Origin of the sequence: Rhodococcus sp. IC4_135 (assembly GCF_011602025.1) — a bacterium.
GTDB classification, from domain to species: Bacteria; Actinomycetota; Actinomycetes; order Mycobacteriales; family Mycobacteriaceae; genus Rhodococcus_F; species Rhodococcus_F baikonurensis.
In genome coordinates, this window is sequence record NZ_JAAOLG010000001.1 from 19907 (window position 1) to 39771 (window position 19865).

The 19865-nt window shown below is 63.6% G+C and carries 21 protein-coding genes; 12 read left to right on the forward strand and 9 right to left on the reverse strand.

Features of this window, described 5'->3' with window-relative positions; genetic code table 11:
• Positions 1–55 precede the first annotated feature (55 nt).
• Both G8767_RS00115 and G8767_RS00120 read left to right on the forward strand, forming a co-directional pair.
• Positions 56–1108: an ABC transporter substrate-binding protein gene (locus G8767_RS00115; protein WP_346842948.1), complete on the forward strand. Its 1053-nt coding sequence runs from the start codon at positions 56–58 to the stop codon at positions 1106–1108.
• Between the two features lie 46 nt (positions 1109–1154).
• The gene (locus G8767_RS00120) at positions 1155–1874 is read left to right on the forward strand and encodes a dienelactone hydrolase family protein (RefSeq protein WP_166808986.1); all 720 of its coding nucleotides are present in this window, start codon (positions 1155–1157) and stop codon (positions 1872–1874) included.
• Here the strand turns inward: G8767_RS00120 and G8767_RS00125 are convergent, their stop codons facing one another.
• Positions 1875–2600 (reverse strand): SDR family oxidoreductase, encoded by a 726-nt coding sequence (locus G8767_RS00125; protein WP_166808987.1) that lies wholly within the window; start codon positions 2598–2600, stop codon positions 1875–1877.
• Positions 2601–2672: 72 nt separating this feature from the next.
• Here G8767_RS00125 and G8767_RS00130 point away from each other — a divergent pair, with 72 nt between their 5' ends.
• A complete protein-coding gene (locus G8767_RS00130) occupies positions 2673–3209 on the forward strand; it encodes a MarR family transcriptional regulator (RefSeq protein WP_234036887.1) in 537 nt (178 codons plus the stop codon).
• On the opposite strand, the gene G8767_RS00135 is transcribed toward G8767_RS00130, so the two are convergent.
• From G8767_RS00135 to pcaH, 6 genes are read right to left on the reverse strand one after another with little or no spacing between them, the layout of a single operon-like run.
• A complete protein-coding gene (locus G8767_RS00135) occupies positions 3210–4421 on the reverse strand; it encodes an acetyl-CoA C-acetyltransferase (protein WP_124569135.1) in 1212 nt (403 codons plus the stop codon).
• A 24-nt stretch (positions 4422–4445) separates the two neighbouring features.
• Positions 4446–5270 (reverse strand): IclR family transcriptional regulator C-terminal domain-containing protein, encoded by an 825-nt coding sequence (locus G8767_RS00140; RefSeq protein WP_095972084.1) that lies wholly within the window; start codon positions 5268–5270, stop codon positions 4446–4448.
• Positions 5267–6448 carry a 3-oxoadipate enol-lactonase gene (gene pcaD, locus G8767_RS00145; protein WP_166808989.1) on the reverse strand — a complete coding sequence of 394 codons (1182 nt, stop codon included), beginning with the start codon at positions 6446–6448 and terminating at the stop codon, positions 5267–5269. Before pcaD ends, G8767_RS00140 begins: the two co-directional genes overlap by 4 nt.
• Entirely contained in the window at positions 6445–7773 is a 1329-nt protein-coding gene (pcaB, locus tag G8767_RS00150) for a 3-carboxy-cis,cis-muconate cycloisomerase (protein ID WP_166808990.1), read from the reverse strand. The genes pcaD and pcaB overlap by 4 nt, the downstream gene beginning before the upstream one ends.
• 11 nt (positions 7774–7784) lie before the next feature.
• Positions 7785–8426 (reverse strand): protocatechuate 3,4-dioxygenase subunit alpha, encoded by a 642-nt coding sequence (gene pcaG, locus G8767_RS00155; protein WP_166808991.1) that lies wholly within the window; start codon positions 8424–8426, stop codon positions 7785–7787.
• The gene (gene pcaH, locus G8767_RS00160; RefSeq protein ID WP_166808992.1) at positions 8419–9138 is read right to left on the reverse strand and encodes a protocatechuate 3,4-dioxygenase subunit beta; all 720 of its coding nucleotides are present in this window, start codon (positions 9136–9138) and stop codon (positions 8419–8421) included. Before pcaH ends, pcaG begins: the two co-directional genes overlap by 8 nt.
• A gap of 171 nt (positions 9139–9309) precedes the next feature.
• Between pcaH and G8767_RS00165 the strand changes: the two genes are divergently transcribed.
• Entirely contained in the window at positions 9310–10056 is a 747-nt protein-coding gene (locus tag G8767_RS00165) for a CoA transferase subunit A (protein WP_007730016.1), read from the forward strand.
• Complete coding sequence (locus G8767_RS00170) at positions 10053–10700, forward strand: CoA transferase subunit B (RefSeq protein ID WP_166808993.1); 648 nt, start codon at positions 10053–10055, stop codon at positions 10698–10700. Before G8767_RS00165 ends, G8767_RS00170 begins: the two co-directional genes overlap by 4 nt.
• 63 nt (positions 10701–10763) lie before the next feature.
• Here G8767_RS00170 and G8767_RS00175 read toward each other — a convergent pair whose 3' ends face one another.
• On the reverse strand, positions 10764–11642 hold the full coding sequence (locus G8767_RS00175; protein ID WP_166808994.1) for an AraC family transcriptional regulator: 879 nt from the start codon (positions 11640–11642) through the stop codon (positions 10764–10766).
• A gap of 154 nt (positions 11643–11796) precedes the next feature.
• Between G8767_RS00175 and G8767_RS00180 the strand changes: the two genes are divergently transcribed.
• The 4 genes from G8767_RS00180 to G8767_RS00195 all read left to right on the forward strand — a co-directional run bounded on the left by G8767_RS00180 (position 11797) and on the right by G8767_RS00195 (position 15895).
• On the forward strand, positions 11797–12369 hold the full coding sequence (locus tag G8767_RS00180; protein WP_166808995.1) for a peroxidase-related enzyme: 573 nt from the start codon (positions 11797–11799) through the stop codon (positions 12367–12369).
• Between the two features lie 133 nt (positions 12370–12502).
• Positions 12503–14197, forward strand: coding sequence for a hypothetical protein (locus G8767_RS00185; protein ID WP_166808996.1), 1695 nt, complete (start codon positions 12503–12505; stop codon positions 14195–14197).
• On the forward strand, positions 14169–14786 hold the full coding sequence (locus G8767_RS00190) for a sortase (protein ID WP_166808997.1): 618 nt from the start codon (positions 14169–14171) through the stop codon (positions 14784–14786). The genes G8767_RS00185 and G8767_RS00190 overlap by 29 nt, the downstream gene beginning before the upstream one ends.
• 26 nt (positions 14787–14812) lie before the next feature.
• A complete protein-coding gene (locus G8767_RS00195) occupies positions 14813–15895 on the forward strand; it encodes a M20/M25/M40 family metallo-hydrolase (protein WP_166808998.1) in 1083 nt (360 codons plus the stop codon).
• Here G8767_RS00195 and G8767_RS00200 read toward each other — a convergent pair.
• On the reverse strand, positions 15856–16881 hold the full coding sequence (locus G8767_RS00200) for a LacI family DNA-binding transcriptional regulator (protein WP_095972094.1): 1026 nt from the start codon (positions 16879–16881) through the stop codon (positions 15856–15858). The genes G8767_RS00195 and G8767_RS00200 overlap by 40 nt on opposite strands.
• Positions 16882–17115: 234 nt before the next feature.
• On the opposite strand from G8767_RS00200, the gene G8767_RS00205 reads away from it, so the two are divergent.
• Genes G8767_RS00205 through G8767_RS00215 form a run of 3 tightly spaced genes read left to right on the forward strand, consistent with a single transcriptional unit; the run spans position 17116 to position 19864 of the window.
• Complete coding sequence (locus G8767_RS00205; RefSeq protein WP_124569147.1) at positions 17116–17958, forward strand: BtpA/SgcQ family protein; 843 nt, start codon at positions 17116–17118, stop codon at positions 17956–17958.
• A 2-nt stretch (positions 17959–17960) separates the two neighbouring features.
• Positions 17961–18860 carry a carbohydrate kinase family protein gene (locus G8767_RS00210; RefSeq protein WP_166808999.1) on the forward strand — a complete coding sequence of 300 codons (900 nt, stop codon included), beginning with the start codon at positions 17961–17963 and terminating at the stop codon, positions 18858–18860.
• On the forward strand, positions 18857–19864 hold the full coding sequence (locus tag G8767_RS00215; RefSeq protein ID WP_019745494.1) for a substrate-binding domain-containing protein: 1008 nt from the start codon (positions 18857–18859) through the stop codon (positions 19862–19864). Before G8767_RS00210 ends, G8767_RS00215 begins: the two co-directional genes overlap by 4 nt.
• The last annotated feature ends 1 nt before the right edge of the window (position 19865 follow it).

The following is a 19865-nucleotide window of genomic DNA, read 5'->3' on the forward strand; positions in this document are numbered from 1 at the left end:
CACCGAAACGTAGGAGCCCCACGCGTGCTCAGGGTGGGCTAATCTCGCATTCGCTGTGCCCTCGGCGCGCGCAGCAGACGCCGAGAAGGAGAGTGCACACGTGTACGGAACGATTCGCGAATCACCGACGACCGCTGAACTTGTGGACCAGCTCAGCCGCCGTGGGTTCTTCGGCGTCGGCGCGGCGGCAGCGGCCGCCATCCTTGCGGGTTGTTCGACGGCGTCAGATGCCGTAGACGCCGGCGAACAACGCGAGGTGATCAATGCGCTCGGCACCACCACGATCTCGGGAAAGCCGGAAAGGATCGTTGTTGCCAGCGACTTCACGGATCTGGAATTCCTGCTCTCGCTCGGCGTTCACCCAGTCGCCTACGGCAACACAGGATCGTGGGACCGCGGTTCACTGCCGTGGCAGAGCACCGCGGGAATAGCCGATCTCGAAAGCTTCGGCACCACAGGCGAAATCAATCCGGAAATCATCGCTCGTTACTCGCCGGACCTCATCATCGGTATGAAGACTTATCTCGAACCGGCAGCCGAGAGGCTCAGTCAGATCGCGCCGGTCGTAGCGCTGGACTGGACCACGTCGTGGCGTGACGGCGTTGCCACGGTCGGGCAGGCCGCTTTTGTCGACGAGGCCGCTACTGCAGCGATCGCCCGGACCGATGCCCTGATCTCCGACACGGCAGCTTCACTCAACGGTCTGGGCGGCAAGGCGATCATGATCGGCTCGATGTACGGCGATCAGTTATATGTGCAAGGGGATGCCAGTGCACCCGGGGTTCTGCTGCGAGAACTCGGACTCAACTATCGCGGATACAACGCCGAGCAGATGACTGCGCTGTCGATGGAACAGGCGGAGGTGCTCGCGCCCGCAGACATTCTGCTCAGCCTCGCTTCTGACCAGGAAGCCACGACGAGGTTCGAGAACTTCGCAGTTTTCCAGAACCTCCCCGCGGTGAAGGCGCGAGCCTATGCGCCGGTGGAACTTCTGCTCTCGAATGCTTTCGTCGACAATTTCGGTCCGCTGAGCGCGCCGTACGCCTTGCCGCAGCTCGCCGAGCTCTTGTCCGGACTTGCGGCGGGCCAGGGAAAACAGCTTCCCTGACCTCGCTTGCGAGCCTGTGGACGCCGTGTCGGCCTAGCATCGAGACATGGTGGACATAGATCTGACGGGCCGCGCCGCAGTAGTCGGCGGATCACAACCGCTGCGAGCGATACTCGAAATCCCCACTACCCCCGGCCCGTGGCCGGGGGTAGTGATGATTCACGAGGCTTTCGGGCTCGAGGAGGTGATGCAGCGTCAAGCCAAGCGGCTGGCCGCTGCGGGATTCCTGACGCTTGCCGTCGACCTCTACAGCGCGGGCGGGGCGAAGCGGTGCCTCGTGCCCACCATGACGTCGATGCTTCGAGGCCACGGCAAGGCGTTCACCGACATCGAAGTCGCTCGCAGCTGGTTGGTGGAATCCCCGGACTGCACGGGAAAGATCGGTGTCATCGGATTCTGTATGGGCGGCGGCTTCGCGATGGTCAGCGCCGGAGATTTCGATGCTGCATCGGTCAATTACGGTCAGCTTCCACGCAAACTCGATGAGGCCGTGGTGGATGCGTGCCCGATCGTCGGGAGTTTCGGAGGCAAGGACTTTTCGCTCCGGGGCGCGGCAGCGAAACTGGAGACGGCGCTCGACAATGCCGGTATCGAGAACGACGTCAAGGAGTACCCCACCGCCGGCCACGCGTTCCTCAACGACGCGGAGGCCGGACCCAAGGTGCTTCGTCCGTTGGAGCGCATCGTCGGAATCGGTCCCGATCCTGTTGCAGCGCAGGATGCCTGGAAGCGAATCGACTCGTTCTTCGAGCGCCACCTGGCATGATCAGCGACTGGTTCTCTCACCGCCGTTGACTGCCAATACCTGGCCGGTGATCTGCCGGGCGCCAGGTGAGGCCAAGAAGTGGACGGCCGACGCGATGTCGTCCGGCGTTCCGGCGCGCTTGGTGCTGGTGGATTCGATCAGCATCGCGCGACGCTCGTCCGTCAGAAAGTCTCGGAAGAACTCCGTGTCGGCGATGTAACCGGGGGAGACGATGTTCGCCGTGATGCCTTCGGGGCCCAGTTCGGCGGCCAGATCGACATTCCACGTCGCAACTGCCGCTTTGGCAGCGCCGTACGCTCCCGCGCCCTTGTCGGCGGCAATCGATCCGATGGTGATGACGGCACCGCCACTGGGGATTCGATCTCGAATTGCGGCTGTGGTCAACACCGCGGAGATGAGGTTGGAGTCCAGATTGGCACGCCACCCGGCGGCCAGGGATTCCAGATCTGACGGCGCTTCGCGATCGAAGTCCGTGTTACCGCCGGCGCAGTGCACCACGACGTCGATGGTTCCCGGAAGCGAATCCTGCAACCGCTTCAGGTCTTTCGGGTCGGAGTTGTCACACGTCAAGGCGTGAACAGCGTCGCCCAACTCCTCCGCGGTCTTTTCGAGTGTTTCCGTGCGTCGGCCGGTGACGAAAACTGTGTCTCCGTCTCGGGCGAACGCTGCTGCAACTGCGCGCCCGATCCCTGTTCCGCCGCCGGTTACCAGAACTGTGCGTGTCATGCCTACCTCCGTGAGCTACGTTTAGACCTATACGAAGAACGTATCATTTAGAGCTAAACGAGGTGTGCAGTGGTGGGCGACTACAACCCGGACGACGCGGTGGACGCGGTCGCGTTGGCCTGGCTTCGCGAAAGGCCGGGCACGCCGGTAGAGGGTATCGGCATCGTGACCAGGCTGTGGATGTGCGCCAAGCTGCTCGGTGAGGATCGCCGACGGGTACTCGCCTCGGCCGGTGCGGACACCGCGACTCTGGACCTGCTCAGTGTCCTGCGGCGATCCGGCGAGCCGTATCAGTTGACGACTCGCCAGATCACCGAGCAGACCGGAGTCACGGCCGGTGCGATCTCGCAGCGACTCGCGCGCGCGGAGAACGCAGGTCTGGTGGAGAGGTCTGCATCCGAGGGCTCACGAATCGTTCTCGTGACACTCACTGCCGCCGGTCACGAGCTGGTGGAGCAACTGGTGGACCGAGTCCTCGGCCGTGAAGCCGAACTGACGTCGATTCTCACCGAGCAGCAGCAGGCCGAACTGACCGAACTGTTGCGTGTCTTTCTCGACGGTCTACGCGGCGAACTCGGTGACCCCGGCGTCGCGCACGTCGGAGCTTGATCAGGACAGGCGCTCGAAGACCGCAGCCAGGCCCTGCCCGCCGCCGATGCACATCGTCTCGAGGCCGTAACGCGCTTCGCGACGGTCCATCTCGCGCAACAGGGTGGCCAGGATTCGTCCACCCGTGGCGCCGACCGGATGGCCGAGGGAGATGCCGGAGCCGTTGGGGTTGATGCGTGGGTCGTCGGCCTCGAGCTTCCAACTCTGCAGGACTGCGAGTGCTTGTGCCGCGAAGGCTTCGTTGAGTTCGATGACATCCATGTCCGCCAGGGTCAATCCGAGGCGGCCGAGTGCCTTCTCCGACGCCGGGACGGGACCGATGCCCATGGTGCGCGGGGGAACGCCCGCGACACTCCAACTTGCCAAGCGCGCGAGGGGGCGCAGTCCGAGTGCGCGGGCCTTGTCTGCGGTGGTGACGATCGCCAGTGCTGCGCCGTCGTTCTGGCCGCTGGCATTACCTGCGGTCACGGTGGAGTCGGGGTCGATCTTTGCGCGCATGGGACGAAGGCGCGCAAGCGATTCCATCGAGGTGTCGGCCCGCGGATGCTCGTCGGTGTCGACGATCAGGGCCTCACCCTTGCGCTGCGGAACGGATACCGGAACGATTTCCTCGGCGAAGACGCCGTTCTTCTGGGCGGCGACTGCACGCTGATGCGACTGCACCGCGAGTGCGTCCTGATCCTCTCGGCTGATGGAGAACTCGGCACGCAGGTTCTCTGCCGTTTCGATCATTCCGCCGGGAACCGGGAATTCGCGTCCACCGGCTGTGACGCGGGCACGAGCGAGACGATCGCTGAGCGCAACACCCTCACCCTTGACGCCCCAACGCATTCCGGTTGCGTAGAACTCGGCTTGGCTCATCGACTCGGCACCGCCCGCGAGGACCAGGTCACTGCCACCGGACTGAACCTGCATGACGGCCTGGATGATTGCCTGCAATCCCGACCCGCACCGGCGATCCACCTGCATGCCGGGAACGTCGACACCCAGACCGGCGTTCAGCGCCGCGATGCGTCCGATCGCCGGAGCCTCACCGTTCGGCGAAGCCTGGCCGAGAATGACGTCGTCGATCTCTGCGCCGGAAATGCCGGTACGCGTGACGAGTTCGGTGATCAGCGTCGAGGCGAGATCTTCCGGAGCGACGTCACGGAATACCCCGCCGAAGCGGCCGACAGGGGTGCGGAGGGGCTCACAGATGACAACGTCAGGCATTGGTTCTTCCTTGGGTATGCCCGGTCAGCGAGTAGCTGCCGAGTGATTGTTGGACGACTGAGTACGTCCGAGATCGACGGAGATAGCGTCCGCGGTGGCGACTGCGGCCGGAACCAGTTCACCGCGAACAGCTTCGGCGCTGTAGCGGGCGGCTTGGGTGGAGATGTTGACGGCCGCGACCACGTCACCGGTTGCGTCCCGGATCGGTGCGGCGAGCGAGCGCAGACCTTCTTCGAGTTCCTGGTCGACTATCGCGAACCCGTCGGCGCGAATCTTCTCGAGTTCGGCGCGCAGTCCGTCGGCGGTGGAGATGGTCTTGCCGGTCAGGCGGGCGAAGGACACGCGGGCGAGGTAGGCGTCCAGTGCGTCGTCCGGCAGGCCGGCGAGCAGAACCCTGCCCATGGACGTGGCGTACGCGGGAAAGCGTGTGCCGATGGTGATGGACACCGTCATGATGCGGCTGACCGGAACACGGGCTACGTACACGACGTCGTCGCCGTCGAGGATCGACACGGAGGTGGATTCACGGACCTTGGCGGACAGGGCTTCCAGATGCGGCCCGGCGATCTCGGGAAGGGACAGACTGGAGAGGTAGCTGTAGCCGAGTTCGAGGACTCGCGGCGTCAACCAGAACACCGAACCGTCCGTACGTACGTATTCGAGTTCGACGAGTGTGAGCAGGAAGCGGCGAGCAGTCGCACGCGTGAGATCGGTGTGCCTGGCAACCTCGCTGAGGGTGCGACGCGGGTGCTCACCGTCGAAAGCCTTGATGACGGAAAGCCCACGGGCCAGCGACTGCACGTAGTCCGGGGACGGTCCCGGCGACTGCTCGCTGCTGTTCTCACTCATGTTGTCTCGTTCTCCTCAGGTTCGGCCGAGAGGTCCGCGAGTGCTTGCCTTCCCAGCGCAAAAGCCAAGTTGCTGTTCGGCACACCCGCATAGACCGCGGTATGGAGAAATACTTCCACGAGTTCGTCGGGATCGATCCCGGCACGCAGTGCAGCGCGAATATGCATGTCGAGTTCGTGTTCGTTGCCGACGGCGGTGAGGATCGCGAGAGTGAGGAGTCGGCGAGTGTGGTGATCGAGGCCGGGGCGTGACCAGATGTCGCCCCACGCCGTGCGAGTGATGAAATCCTGGAACGGGGCCGTGAACTCGGTGGCACCGGCGATGGAACGGTCGACGTGGGCGTCACCGAGCACCTGACGTCGTACGGTCATGCCTGCCGACACCGCGGCGCTCCGTTGGGCGAGCGCAGATATGTGCGAGGCAATATGCGTTGCAAGCAGTTTGGTGACGCGCCCGGCCTGTTCGACGTTGGCCAGGTGTGCGCCGGGATCAACGACGTGCAGTACCGCATCGGCGATACCGTCGGCGATCGCGCTCAGCGTCGCCGGAGGTGTGGACGGATCCTGCTCACCCGCGACGAGGAGCGTCGGAGCGACGATGCGGGCCAGGTCGGCGCGGCCGTCCCACACCGAAAGTGCCTCGCAGCAGGCGGCATAGCCCTCGTCGGGTGTGGCTTCGACCATCGCGACGTGGCGGGCGACAAGTTCCGGATCGTTGTCGGCCAGTCCCGGGGTGAACCAGCGTCCGACCACGGCGGCCGCGATGGATGCAATACCGTCCGCACGGACAGCCTGCGCACGATCGATCCACGGCTGAGCCGGGGCGAACTGCGAGGACGTGCACATCAAGGTCAAGGTCACGACGCGAGTGGGGTGGTGCGCGGCGATCCACTGGCTGACAGCGCCGCCGAGGGAGAGCCCGACCAGATGTACGGACTCGAGTTCGAGCGAATCGAGGAGAGCGATGACATCGCCGCCGAGATCGGCAATGGAGTACGGGCCGGCGGGAACCGGTGACTTGCCGTGGCCGCGATGGTCGACGGCGATGACGCGGTAGCGATTCGACAGCGCGTGAATCTGCGGCTGCCACATGGACAGATCGGATCCGAGTGACCCCAGGAGAACCACTGCGGGAGCATCAGGAATGCCGGTCTGTTGAAAATTGAGCGCGACGCTCATCGAGATCCTCCTGTAGGGCGTTCGGCGAGGGCGCGGTCGACCAGATCGGTGGCGTGGCCCAGATAGTGTGCGGGGTCGAGCAATTCGGCGATCTCGGTTTCGCTCAGGTGTTCTGCGACAGCGGGATCTCGATCCAGTCCGACCCCGGAAGTGGCTGCCGCTGTGACGATGTCGCGCGCTCGATCAGTGTGTGCGGACAGAGCCTTGGTGACACGCTCGGCAAGAATCAGGCCACCGGTGATGTCGAGATTGCGAGCCATCGACTCGGTGTGTACGTGCAGACCGGTGAGGCTGACGGAAAGCTGGTGCGCCGCTCCGCCGGCCAGGCGCAGGAGATCGGTGACTGTTTCCCACTCGGCGTGCCAGGGGCCTGCAGCGCGAGCGAATTCGTGATCCATGTTCGACAGAGCTGTGGCCACCAGTGCGGGAGTGCGTCGCGCTGCTGCGCGGGCGGTGATCGCGGCAACCGGATTCTGCTTGTGGGGCATGGCCGATGAGCCGCCCGGAGCGCTCTCGGCGACCTCGGACAGCTCGGTGGACGCCATGACGGTGATGTCGGTGGCTGGCTTGGAAACGGCGCCGGCGACGATACCGAGTGTGGTCGCGAGTTCTGCGATGGTCACGCGGTCGGTGTGCCACGGAGTGATCTGCCTGGCCAGGCCGAGTTCGTCGGCCAGCGCGTCGGCGATCCTGAGCCCGTCGGGATACAGAGCAGCGAGTGTTCCCGCGGCTCCGCCGAATTGAACCGGTAACGTGGACAGCACGATCTCGAGGCGGATCGCCGCGGCGTCGAGTGCGGTGAACCAACTCGAGGCCAGTAGCCCGAAGGTGGTCGGAAGTGCTTGTTGGCCCAGGGTTCTGGCGACCATCGGAGTGGCGCGATGGATGCGAGCGAGGTGGGCGGCGGAATCGGCGGCGCGGGTCAGATCGGCCAGAACCACCGCGCCTGCGCGTCGCGTCAACAGCATCAGCGCACAGTCCATGATGTCCTGGCTGGTGGCGCCCGGGTGCACCACGGAGGCAGGCACACCTTCCTGTCCGACCCTTTCACGCAGCATCTTCACCAGTGGGATGACGGGATTTCCGCCGGCGGCCGACGCGCGGCCGAGCGCCACGATGTCCAGGCCGCCCGGTTGTGAGAGTTCAGCTGCAGCAGCCGCCACCGCGGCGCAATGTTCCCCGTCTGCCAACCCGACTGTGGCCATCGCACAACTCAGTGCGGCCTCCACGTCGAGCAACGCGGTGACCCACGCCTGGTCGGACAGGTGCTCCGATACTCGGGTGGCCCCGAACACCGGGTCGAACAGTGCGCCGCGAGTGGGCATGTGTACTCCTCTTACAGCTCGAAGAAGGGCGTCTCGACGCCGTTCGCGTCCTCGTCCTGAACATAGACCGTCCAGGAGTACCCACCGTCGACCTTGGTTGCAACCAACTTCGCGCGTTCGGTTTCGCTCAGTGAGGACAGCACCGGATCTGTAGCGTGTGCGTCGGCGTCTTCGGGGAAGTACAAGCGGGTGACCAGGCGGTCGAGCATGCCGCGAGCAAATACCGACACGTCGACGTGTGGCGCCTCGCTCACGTCAGCTTCGGTGGGGAGCGCACCGGGCTTGACTGTGTGGACGAGAGCTGTGCCCGTGGGATCCGCTGCGCTGCGGGCGAATCCGCGGAAACCGGCGGGAGTGAGCTCCACTGCGCCGCGGGGATCGTCCGGATGGTTGAAGCGTCCGAGCGTATCGGCCTGCCACGTTTCGATCATCGCGTCGGCGACGGGTGTGCGGGCGCCGTCGATCACCGTGATGGCCAGCGTGATTCGTCCGGGGGCATCGGCGGGGGCGGCGTCGGGGCCGTCCGTCCAGGGGAGGCCGATGTGCCAGTACGGTCCGACGGTCTGAGAGGGCGTGACACCGAAGGGGGCAGTGGTGAAGTCGCCGGGGACGACCGGATAAGTGGGTGCGGGCTTCGCGGTGTGATCAGTCATCGTGGTCTTCCTCGTTCTCGAATACGGAGGCATCACGGCCACGCAGGACGATGTCGAAGCGGAACCCGAGAGCCCAGTTGGGGACTGTAGCGTCGTAGTCGAAGACGCTGACCATGCGATGGCGGGCCTCTTCGGGCACTGAGTTGTAGATCGGGTCCTGGAAGAACATCGGATCTTCGGGGAAGTACATCTGTGTCACGAGGCGCTGCGTGAAGGCCGTGCCGAACAGCGAGAAATGGATGTGTGCCGGTCGCCAGGCGTTGTCGTGGTTCATCCACGGGTAGGCGCCAGGCTTGATCGTGGTGAAGCTGTAGTGGCCGTTCGCGTCGGTGACGCAGCGACCCAGGCCGTTGAAGAACGGGTCCAGCGGCGCGGGCCAGTTGTCCCCGGTGTGGCGGTAGCGCCCACCGGCGTTGGCCTGCCAGACCTCGAGCAGGGTGTGGGGGACCGGCTTTCCGTCGCCGTCGAGTACGCGGCCGTGGACAACGATGCGCTGTCCCTGTGCTTCGCCGCCGTTGGCAATGGTCAGGTCGTTTTCGCCGGCGCCGACGCGATCTTCGCCGAACACCGGTCCGGTGAGCTCCGTGAGCCGCTGGGGGAGCAGCTTCAGCGGTTGCTTCGGGTGGCGAAGGGAAGTCGTCTTGTAGTCCGCGAAATCGGCCGGGGCGTTGACGCCAGTCGGCCGCTGGTACCTCGGCGGTAGATGCAGCATAGGGAACCTCGTCGTTCGGTTACGTGAAGTTGTTCGCAATGTGTACATGTGTTGCGCTCTGCGAACAGAATAGGTCGTAGATGTGACCCAGGCAATGCCGGGGGTGAAAAATGTTCGTGATGCGGACGGGGGTTCACAATACGTACGCGTCGCGCTACTGTGATCGACATGATGGACAAAGTCATTCCCACTGCTGCCGAGGCCGTCGCCGACGTGCCGGACGGCGTCACGATCGCTGTCGGAGGATTCGGGCTCGTCGGAGTGCCGGAGATCCTCATCGATGCGCTCCTCGAGCAGGGCGCGACATCACTCGAAACGGTGAGCAACAACTGCGGCACCGACGGGTTCGGGCTCGGAGTGCTCCTGGAGAAGGGGCGTATCCGTCGTACCGTCAGCTCGTACGTCGGCTCCAACAAGGAGTTCGCGCGTCAGTACCTCTCCGGTGAGCTGGAAGTCGAACTCACGCCCCAGGGCACGCTCGCCGAGCGCATGCGCGCCGGGGGAGCGGGCATCCCCGCGTTCTTCACCCCGGCCGGTGTCGGCACCCAGGTTGCCGACGGCGGCCTGCCACTGCGCTACGACGGCAACGGCGGCATCGCAGTTGCCAGTCCGCCCAAGGAAACTCGTGACTTCGACGGCGTCACCTACGTGATGGAACGCGGCATCGTCGCCGACTACGCACTGGTCCATGCCTGGAAAGGCGACCGGCACGGCAACCTCGTCTACCGCGCGAGTACCCAGAACTTCAATCCGGCAGCAGCAACGTCGGGACGCATCACCATTGCGCAGGTCGAGCACCTCGTCGAGCCGGGTGAGCTCGACCCCGCCGAGATCCACACGCCCGGCATTCACGTTCAGCGCGTTGTCCACGTCGGCCCCGTGACGGTCGGCATCGAGAATCGGACGGTACGAGCATGACTTCTGTACTACCCACCAAGCTCACCCGTGAAGAGATGGCGGCGCGCGTTGCGCGCGAACTCGAGGACGGACAGTACGTGAACCTCGGCATCGGTATGCCGACGCTGGTTCCGAACTACCTCCCGACCGACATCACCGTCGTATTGCACTCGGAGAACGGCGTTCTGGGCGTGGGGCCGTACCCCACCGAGGACGAACTCGATCCCGAGCTGATCAATGCGGGCAAGGAGACCATCACCGTTCTTCCCGGTGCGTCGTTCTTCGACTCCTCCGCGTCGTTCGGCATGATCCGCGGTGGTCAGGTCGACGTTGCCGTGCTCGGTGCCATGCAGGTCAGTGCCACCGGGGATCTCGCGAACTGGATGATCCCGGGTCACATGGTCAAGGGCATGGGCGGCGCGATGGATCTGGTCCACGGCGCAAAGCGCGTCATCGTGATGATGGAGCACGTCTCGAAGAAGGGCGAGCACAAGATCGTCGAGGAGTGCTCGCTTCCGCTGACCGGTAAGGGCTGCGTCCAGCGAATCATCACCGACATGGCCGTGATCGACGTGACTGACGAAGGACTCCGTCTGGTGGAGACGGCGCCGGGCATCAGTGTCGACGACGTGGTTGCTGCCACCGGAGCGAAACTGATTCTCTGACAGTCTGTTTAATCTGAAGGCTCAGCCGCCGGGTCGTGACTTCCATCCGACCCGGCGGCTGCTTTACGCGCCGTTGTCGTTCAATTCGCTCTCGACCGGAATCCAGAGCTCGAACCGGGCGACTGTGAAATCGTCGTTGTATTCGGTACGCATGATCTCGGGACCAGGTACGGAGCGAAAAGGGTTGGCCGGGAACCATTCCGTGTAGATATCTCGCCACAAGTACTGCACAGATTCGATTGCCGACCCGTCGGCGGTGAACACGGCCCACGTGTGTGCGTCGACCGTCAGTACGTCGAAACCCGTGGGTGAAGGTTTGCCGGTGACCACCCCCAAGTAGTAATCCAGTTCTGTGCCTTCGGTTCTGGGATGCGCCACATTGTCGACAACACTGACGATTCCCGCCGGTTCCTGATCGGACAGCTCGCGCAAACCGCGCAGCGCAACCTTGTCGACGGAGCGGGTGAAATCTTCGATCGCAGAATTGGGACCTTCGTGAACCAGCGGAACCCGGGCTTTGAATCCGACGACGGTCAGGGCAGGTTTTTCCACAAGCATGTAGTCCATCGGTGTGGCTCCTTCCAACGTCACGTGAATGACAAGTTTCGGTTGTGATTTGAGAACGGCGGGAGCACGTTTGACCGCGCCGGGGCTCACTCCGTGAAATGCGGTGAACGCTCGTGTGAAGGCTTCCGCGGATGAGTAGCCGTATTTCACGGCGGTCTCCAACACCCCTGATCTGCTGACGGACAACTCGGCGCCGGCCACGGTGAGTCGACGTCGACGGATGTATTCGGATACGGGAATGCCGGCAAGGGCCGAGAACATCCTCCGAAAGTGATACTCCGAGGTGGTTGCCAGCCTTGCCATCTCGGCTGTGTCGATCTCGCCGCGCAGATTGCTCTCGATGTACTCGAGTGCGCGGTTCAGTCCGTCGATCATCGTGTCTTCCTGTTCACGGGTTTCACGCTACGCAGATCGCTTGGGTCGTACCCGACTATCCGTGCCCGAAAAAGTAGGGCAGGAAATGCATCTGGACAACTCAGTTAATCATCATTATCTTGAATCGAACATCGTTGGTTGACCAGGAGGCACAGTGAGCACCCGTTTTCCGCAGTCCGAATTGACCGAGGTGCCCGAGGACATCGCCACCAAGATTCTCGAGATCCAGGAGAAGTCGGGGTTCGTGCCCAACGTCTTCCTGATGTTCGCTCGGCGCCCGGCCGAGTTCCGGGCATTCTTCGCGTACCACGACGCGATCATGCTCAAGGAAGATTCCGCGCTCACCAAGGGTGATCGCGAAATGATCGTCACCACGATCTCTGCGGCCAACAAATGTACGTACTGTGTCGTCGCGCATGGCGCGATTCTGCGGATTTACGAGAAGAAGCCGCTGGTCGCCGATCAGGTTGCGGTCAACTATCGCACCGCAGAGATCTCCGATCGTCAGCGCGCGATGCTCGACTTCGCCACGAAGGTGAACTCCGCCTCGCACGAAATCGCCGACGCCGACTTCGATGCCCTCCGTGGGCACGGCTTTGGTGACGAGGACGCGTGGGACATCGCCGCGATCACCGCCTTTTTCGGCCTGAGCAACCGAATGGCGAGCTTCTCCGGCATGCTGCCCAATCCGGAGTTCTACCTGATGGGGCGCATTCCGCGATCCTGATTCCCGCGCGTCGAACAGCAGCTCTCAATTTTTCGGACCGACCGGTCGTAACGTCTGGGGTTCAGCTGACGAAGTAAAGGCTGTCCACGCCGGAATTGCCGTCTTCGTAAAGAAGGCCGAAAGGTTGAGCGCTATGTCGGAGAAGTCCATCGCCCATTCTCGGAGGGTCCGCTCTGCGGCCGCCGGTGCCGTACTAGCTCTCGGATTGGCGGTGGGCGGCACGGGAATTGCATCGGCAGAGCCGGAAACCGTGTGTACTCCGAGCGCTGATCCGCTGGTGACCTGCGCCGAGGAAGAGGCAGCTGCCACCACCGACGCCGACCCGGCGACGAGTACCGAGACCACACCCGAGAAGGTTGAAGCCGGGGTCGCGGGCGCGGGCAGTGTCGAAACCGCAGGTACGGACGCCGCAGCACTGGCCGAAGCCGAAGCAAAAGCCAAAGCAGCAGCCGACGCGGCAGCAAAGGCAGCCGAAGCAGCCGCGACGGCGGGGGTCGACTCGTCCGCAGCGACAGACACTTCGGTGAAGGCGACCGAGGCAATGACTCAGGCGAGCGTCGAGGCAACCAAGGCGGCGGTCGAATCGACCAAGGCCAAGGCGGAGGCTGGAGCCGCGGAACAGTCTGCCAAGGAAGCCGAAGAGGCGGCCAAGGTTGCGGAGTCCGCTGCGGCCGATGCGAAAGAGGTAGCAAAAACAGCTCAGGCAGAAGCAGACGCTGCCGCAGCCAAGGCTGCGGAACTCGAGGAGGCTGCGAAGGCCGCCGGTTCGGGGCCCAAGACCGAAGAGGCCGCAAAGGCGCGCGCCGAGGCTAATGCTCTGCAGGCCAAGGCCGACGAGGCGAAGGCCGCCGCGGATGCAAACGCCAAGCTGGTTGCGGACAAGAACAAGGAGGCCGAGGAAGCCTTCAAGAACTGGGATTTCGCGAAGGCAGCCGTCGCCAAGGCTCAGGCGCTGGCCGCAGCGTGGAATGCCAAGCAACTCGCGATCACCGTCAAGGAAACTCAGAAGGTGGCCACCGCCGCTGAAACCACGGCCAAGGCAGCCGAGTCCGCAGCAGCAACCGAGGCAGAAGCTGCCACCGCCGCCCGTAAGGCTGCTGATGAAGCGGCAGCCACCGCAGCTTCCGCATTGAAGGACGCCGAGGCTGCACAGAAGGCCGCGGAGTCGGCACAGGCCGAGGCCGATGCTGCGGGCGAGGCTGCCACCGACAAGCGAGCCATCGCCGACGAAAAGGCCGCCGAAGCCGCCAAGAAGGCCGAAGCTGCCGAGGCGGCGAGCAAGAAGGCGCAGGATCTCTACCTAGCCGCCGAAGACGCGAAGGCCGCAGCCGACGCCGCAGCAGCAAAGGCCAAGGAAGCTCAGGCCGCCGCGGCCGCAGCAAAGGCCGAAGCGGATGCAGCGCAGAAGATCGTCGACGAGCTCAAGGCAAAGGGCGAGAAGGAGATCGACAACGGAACAGGCGTCGGCGGTGAGGTGATCATCGGTGAGCACACCGACGACGGCTCCGGAGTCACGAAGGTCGACGAGACCACCGCTGTAGTGAACAAGACCGGCGTCAAGCTGGTCGGCTACTACAACAACAAGGGAGCCTTCGACGTCGTCGACTACTACGTCACCGATGCCGACGGCGATCCGGCGCTCGCCGGAGGCCTGCCCCCGGTAGACCTTGCTCTCGGCGACACTGCAAGCAGCACCAGCGGTAGCAGCAGCTCCAACCTGCCGGCTGTACTGATCGGCGTCGGAGTCGTAGGCGCTGCCGCCGCAGCAGCTACGACGGTGGTTGTTCGTCGCAAGCGTCATGACGGTACGGGCAACACGTCTGCGTAGCGCCGGCCTCTCGGCGGTAGCGATCCTCGCACTCCTCGTTTCCGGATGTTCGGGCGAGAACGCGGGATCGCTACCCGATCGCTCGCCGGTGCAGTCGCACATCGCGGCTGCACCGGCTTCGGTGACCGTCGATCCGGCAGAACCTGAGCGGATCGAGTTGAGGTCTGCGTCCGGGGTCACGTACCTGAGCAGTCCGTTGCACTCGGAGAAACTGGTGCGCGGCGGCGAGAGTGGGCAGCAGCTGAATCCGGTCGACGAGCTGCCGGTGTGGTGGGGTGAGAGCGGAATGCCGGGAACGTCGACCACACAGACCGTTGTTGTCGTCGGCCACAACTTCACCACTCGCGAAGCACCGTTCCGGGCGCTCCGGGTGGTGGAGCCAGGAGATCACGTCCTGCTGAGCACACCGAACGGGGTGCTCGAGTACGAGGTCGAAACCGTCGGGCCGCTGCACAAAGGTTCGCTGCTGGGCACTCACGAGTTGCGTGAATCGGTTCCCGGGCGGTTGATCCTCGCCAATTGTGATGTGGTCGAAGGAGAGTCGACCGACGATAATTACGTTGTCATCGCCCAGCTGGCAGCGCACTGAATCCGTGGCAGTGCAAGAATGGGTGCATGGATTCCCTCGGACTTCTCTCGGAACTGGTAGCTCTCGACACGGTCTCGGGGGAGGCCGCTCCTCAACGACGGGCGATGGATTCGATTGTCTCGTTGGTTCTCTCACATGTGCCACAGGCGAAGGTGGAGTCAGACCTGACCGGCAATCATCCCTGGGCCTTGATCACCAACGAAGCAGCACCCTCGGCGGCAAGACTGTTGTTCGCCTGCCACGTCGACACGGTGCCGGTGGGCACCGTCTCGGACTGGGAATTCGACCCGTATGCCGCGCAGGTCGACGGTGAATTGTTCCTCGGCAGAGGGACATCGGACATGAAAGCCGGCCTTGTCGCCGCTACTGCCGCGGTTGTCGACGCCTTCGAACGTGGAGTCCCGGTCGCACTACTGCTGACGAGCGACGAGGAAATCGGGTCGCTCGGGGCCGTTCGTTCGGCCGACGCCGTAGCGAATCTCGAGGTCGGGGCCGTCATCGTTCCCGAGGCGACAGGAAATCAGATCAACCTCGGGCACCGCGGTGCACTGTGGCTCGGCGTGTCCGTCAAAGGGAAAGCCGCGCACGGGAGTACGCCGCAGCGCGGAACAAACGCCGTCCTCAAACTGCTCGACGTCGTCGACCGAGCTCGACGTGAGCTTCCGCTGTCGTCCGACGCGTTTCTGGGCGCAGAAACCTGGAACCTCGGCTTGGTCGGTGGGGGTTCGGCTCCGAACATCGTGCCGGACAGTGCCCATGCGGTGATCGATCATCGCACGGTGGGAGACGGAACCGACCTGCTCGCTTGGTGGCGCGCCCAACCGGAAGTCGACTCGGTGGAGACGTCGATTCACCTGGGAGGTGTGCGTACCGACGCATCGGACTCGTGGTTGGCCACCCTGCCGTTCCCCGTTGCAACCGAACCGGTTTCGTACTTCACCGATGCTTCGGTACTGGCCGCGGCCGCCCCCGGAGCTCCCGTCGTGATCTGGGGCCCTGGCACTCCCTCGTTGATGCATGCGGCGAACGAAAGCGTCAAGGTGTCCGAACTGGACGATGCGATTGCGGCCTACGGTGCGGTTGCCGCTGCTTGGCCGACGGTGGACTGACGGACAATCAGTTCAGGAGCAAGCGCAATGTGGGCTGTCGACTCGGAAGAGTTGTTCATCGCCTGATCCAGAAGTCGCACAGCTTCTTCCGCGATTCTCTCCTGCGGCTGCCCGACGGTGGTCAACGGAGGGTTGCACAACTCGGAGAAGGGAATGTTGTCGAAACCCGTGACCAGAACGTCGCCGGGAACGTCGATGCCCAATGAGTGGCAGGTCTGCAACACGCCGAGTGCGATCAAGTCGTCGGCGCAGACCAGAGCGTCGGGACGAGTTCTGCCGGTCAGGATGGTGTTGGAAGCCGTGCGCCCCCACTCGATCGAGTACTCGCCGAGTTGTGTCCACTCGTCACGAGTTTCGATCCCCATTCGATCCGCGTGGCGGAAGAAGCCGGCCCGGCGAAGTTCTGTTGACGAATTGGTCAGCTCGGAACTGATGAAGGCGGCCGATCGCGCGCCACGCTCCGACAGATGCTCCATCACCAGGGATTGAGCGGCGTCGTCGTCGACACCGACCCAGTCCGTCTGGGTATCCATGGCAAACCGGTCGAGTTGAACGACCGGAAGCGTTGCCGCGCTGGCTCGGACTGCTTCGGAACTCAATTCGCCGTGGCACGGGCTGATGATGATTCCGTCGACTTGCCGGGAGACGAGCGACTTGAGCCGCTGCGCTTCCACGTCGGGGTCGGAACGAGAATCGCACAGGAACAGTTGTAGTCCGCGCTGAGCGAGGACGTGTTCGACGTTGACCACCAGCGAGGTGAAGAAGGGGTTCGCGATACTCGGAACCACCATTCCGACAGTGTCCGTCCGATTACGACGCAGTGAGCTGGCGATGATGTTTCCCGAGTATCCGAGAGAATCCGCGGCTCGTTTGATCGTCGCCGCAAGCTCGTCCGAGACAGGCCGGGAGCCGGACAGTGCCCGCGAGACGGTGGCAGTCGACACCCCGGCCAGTTCCGCGACATCGCGAATGGTCGCCTTGCGCATGCGTCCCCCGTTTTCTGCTCGATTCGGGTCCGAGGTTATCGAACCGCACGGTCCAGTGTCCCGCATGTAACGCGATTGAGGCAATCGTTTACAAATTCGAATTGTGAAAACCTTGACATAACCCGGTGTTGATCGCATAACCTGCTAATTCATCAAGGCAATCGATTACATCGTGTGCAGATCTTGTGCATGGACATACAGCGCAAATCTTGCGCATGGAATGGGGTAGCTGAAGTGACCGCATCACCGCTCGGAGTCTTTCCGCCCAAGCCCTCGGCGTTGGCAGAGATGTTCACCGGCACGCCTTCTCTCATCGGGGCCATTCACCTCCCAGCCCTGCCGGGCAGCCCGCACTACACCGGGCAGCCGGTTTCGGAGATTGCCCGCTTCGCCGTGGAGGAAGCACACGCGTACATCGACAACGGTTTCGACGGCGTGATCGTCGAAAATCACTGGGACATACCGTTCCTCAAGCCCGGCGAACACGGGTACGAAACCGCCGCCAGCATGGGAGTCATCACGGCAGCGGTGGTCGGCGAGTTCGGCAAGGCCGTCGGCGTCAGCATCCTGTCCAACGCCGGCGAGTGCGGAGTGGCCGCAGCGTGGGCGGCAGGCGCGAGTTTTGTGCGCGTCAATCAGTGGGCCAATGCCTACATTGCCAACGAGGGTTTCATCGAGGGTCAGGCTGCCAAGACGACGCGCTTCCGTCATCGCATCGGCGCCGACCCGGTCCGGATCTTCGCTGACGTGCACGTCAAGCACGGTGCGCATGCCATCGTCGCGGACCGCACCGTCGCGGAACAGACCGAAGACGCCGAGTTCTTCGACGCGGACGTCCTGATCGCGACGGGTTCGCGCACCGGTGACGCCGCTTCGGTCGACGAGGTTTCCGTGATCCGAGACAACACCGTTCTTCCGGTGATCATCGGATCCGGCATCACGGCTGCCAATGTCGCAGCGCTGATGAAGGAATGCGACGGCGCGATAGTTGCATCCTCGGTGAAGGACAATGGACGCTGGTGGGGACGGGTCGCAGGCGAGAAGGTCCGCGAACTGTCCCGGGCCGCAGGAAAGTAGCCATGATTGTCTTTTGTGGATACGCCAACAACGATGTGACGGTACATGTCCCACACGTACCGGTACTCGGGGAGCGCGTTCAGGCAACGGCCATCAGTCAGATCGACGGTGGAATGAATGCAAATGCTGCGGTATCCGCGGCCAGAATGGGCGCGCAGGTGATCTTTGCCGGTGCCGTGGGCCCGGACGCGCGGTCCACCGAGTTTCTCGAAGCCCTCGAGGCAGATGGCGTCGATACCAGTTGGTCGCCGCGAGATGCGTTCCTGTCGACGGCAGTAGTTCTCATCGCGCAGGACGGCGATCGCTCCATCATCAGCCAGGACGACCCGAACGATGCCGAACGCATCGGTGTTGTGGTCACTCGCTTGGCCGCTGCCGGCGGTGGACGGCTGTTCCTCGACGGATACCGGACAGAGTTTCTGCCTGACGTACTGCCGGGAAGCGTAAGTCTGGTAATCGATCTGGACGGCTGTGAAAACAAGGCCGCGGCGCTGCGCGCGTTCGCGCTCGCCGACCACGTCGTGGTAGGGCGTGCCCTGTGGGAAGGCGAGTTCGGAATCGCTTTCGATCAGTGGCAGACGCTGGCCGCCGAGCACAACACCCACCTGCTGGTGACCGACGGCTCGCGAGGTTGGACACTGGCCACACCGGACGGCGAGGTGACGAGCGAACCGGCAGTAGTGGTCGACGTCGTCGATGCAGTCGGGGCCGGTGATTGCTTCGGCGGTACGTACATCGCTTTTGTCGACGCCGGGCGCTCACCGGTGGACGCCGCACGACTCGCTGGGGCATCGGCTGCATTGGCGTGCGCCACCGCCGGCCCCCGCGGATGCCCCACCCGAGATGAATTGGACAGCTTCACAGCAACATTGACCCCTCACACCCTTTTGGAGACTCGATGATGAAACGTGCATTGCCTCTGGCGCTGGGAGCTGCAGTCGCGCTCACGCTCACCGCTTGTGACTCGGCTTCGTCGAGTGACTCGAAGGACGCATCGGGTGGCTCGTCCATCCCGCAGCCGACCCGGGTCGCCGAAAGCTGTGACGGGACGAACGGCAAGCTCAAGGTCGGTCTGGTGACCATCAACCTTCAGGCGCTGTACTTCAACCAGATCAACAATGCCGCGAAAAACGTCGCGGACAAGGCAGGCGTCGACCTGCAGATCATCAGTGGCAACGACGATTCCGTCGCGCAGGCCAACGCCTTCGACAATCTGATCGCCGCCGGAGTCGACGCGATCATCGTCGATGCAATCGACACGGACGGAATCAAGCCGTCGGTGGTCAAGGCCAAGAACGCGGGCATCCCCGTCGTCGCTGTCGACGCGACCATCGACGATCCGGCACTGTCGACTCAGGTCGGTACGGCAAATGCCGAGGGAGGTGCCAAGATCGGAAACACCTTGGCCGACGTCGCGAACAACACCGGAACGGTCGGTATCGTCGGTGCGCTCAACAGCACTGTCCAGTTGGAGCGGCAGAAGGGCTTCACGGAGACCGTGACCGGCCGCGGAATGACCGTCGGCACCGTCGTGGACGGACGTAACATTCAGGAGAACGCGCAGACTGCAGCGGAGAACCTGCTGACCGGCGGTGGCGACATGAAGTACGTCTACGCAACCGGTGAGCCGGCGTTGATCGGACTCGTCGCGGCGGTCAACAGTCAGAAGGCGCAGGATCGCATCGAAGCAGTCGGTTGGGATCTTTCGGATCAGGCGGTAGGCGGACTCAAAGCCGGCTGGCTTAAAGGCGTGGTCCAGCAGAACACCTTCGAATTCGGCCACGAGGCAATGAATTCGGCAATCGACCTGGCTTGTGGTCGCGGCGCTCCGGCGAACATCCCCGTCCCCACCCAGATCGTGACCCCGGAGAACGTAGCCGACTACATGTACTACTTGGAGAAGTAAT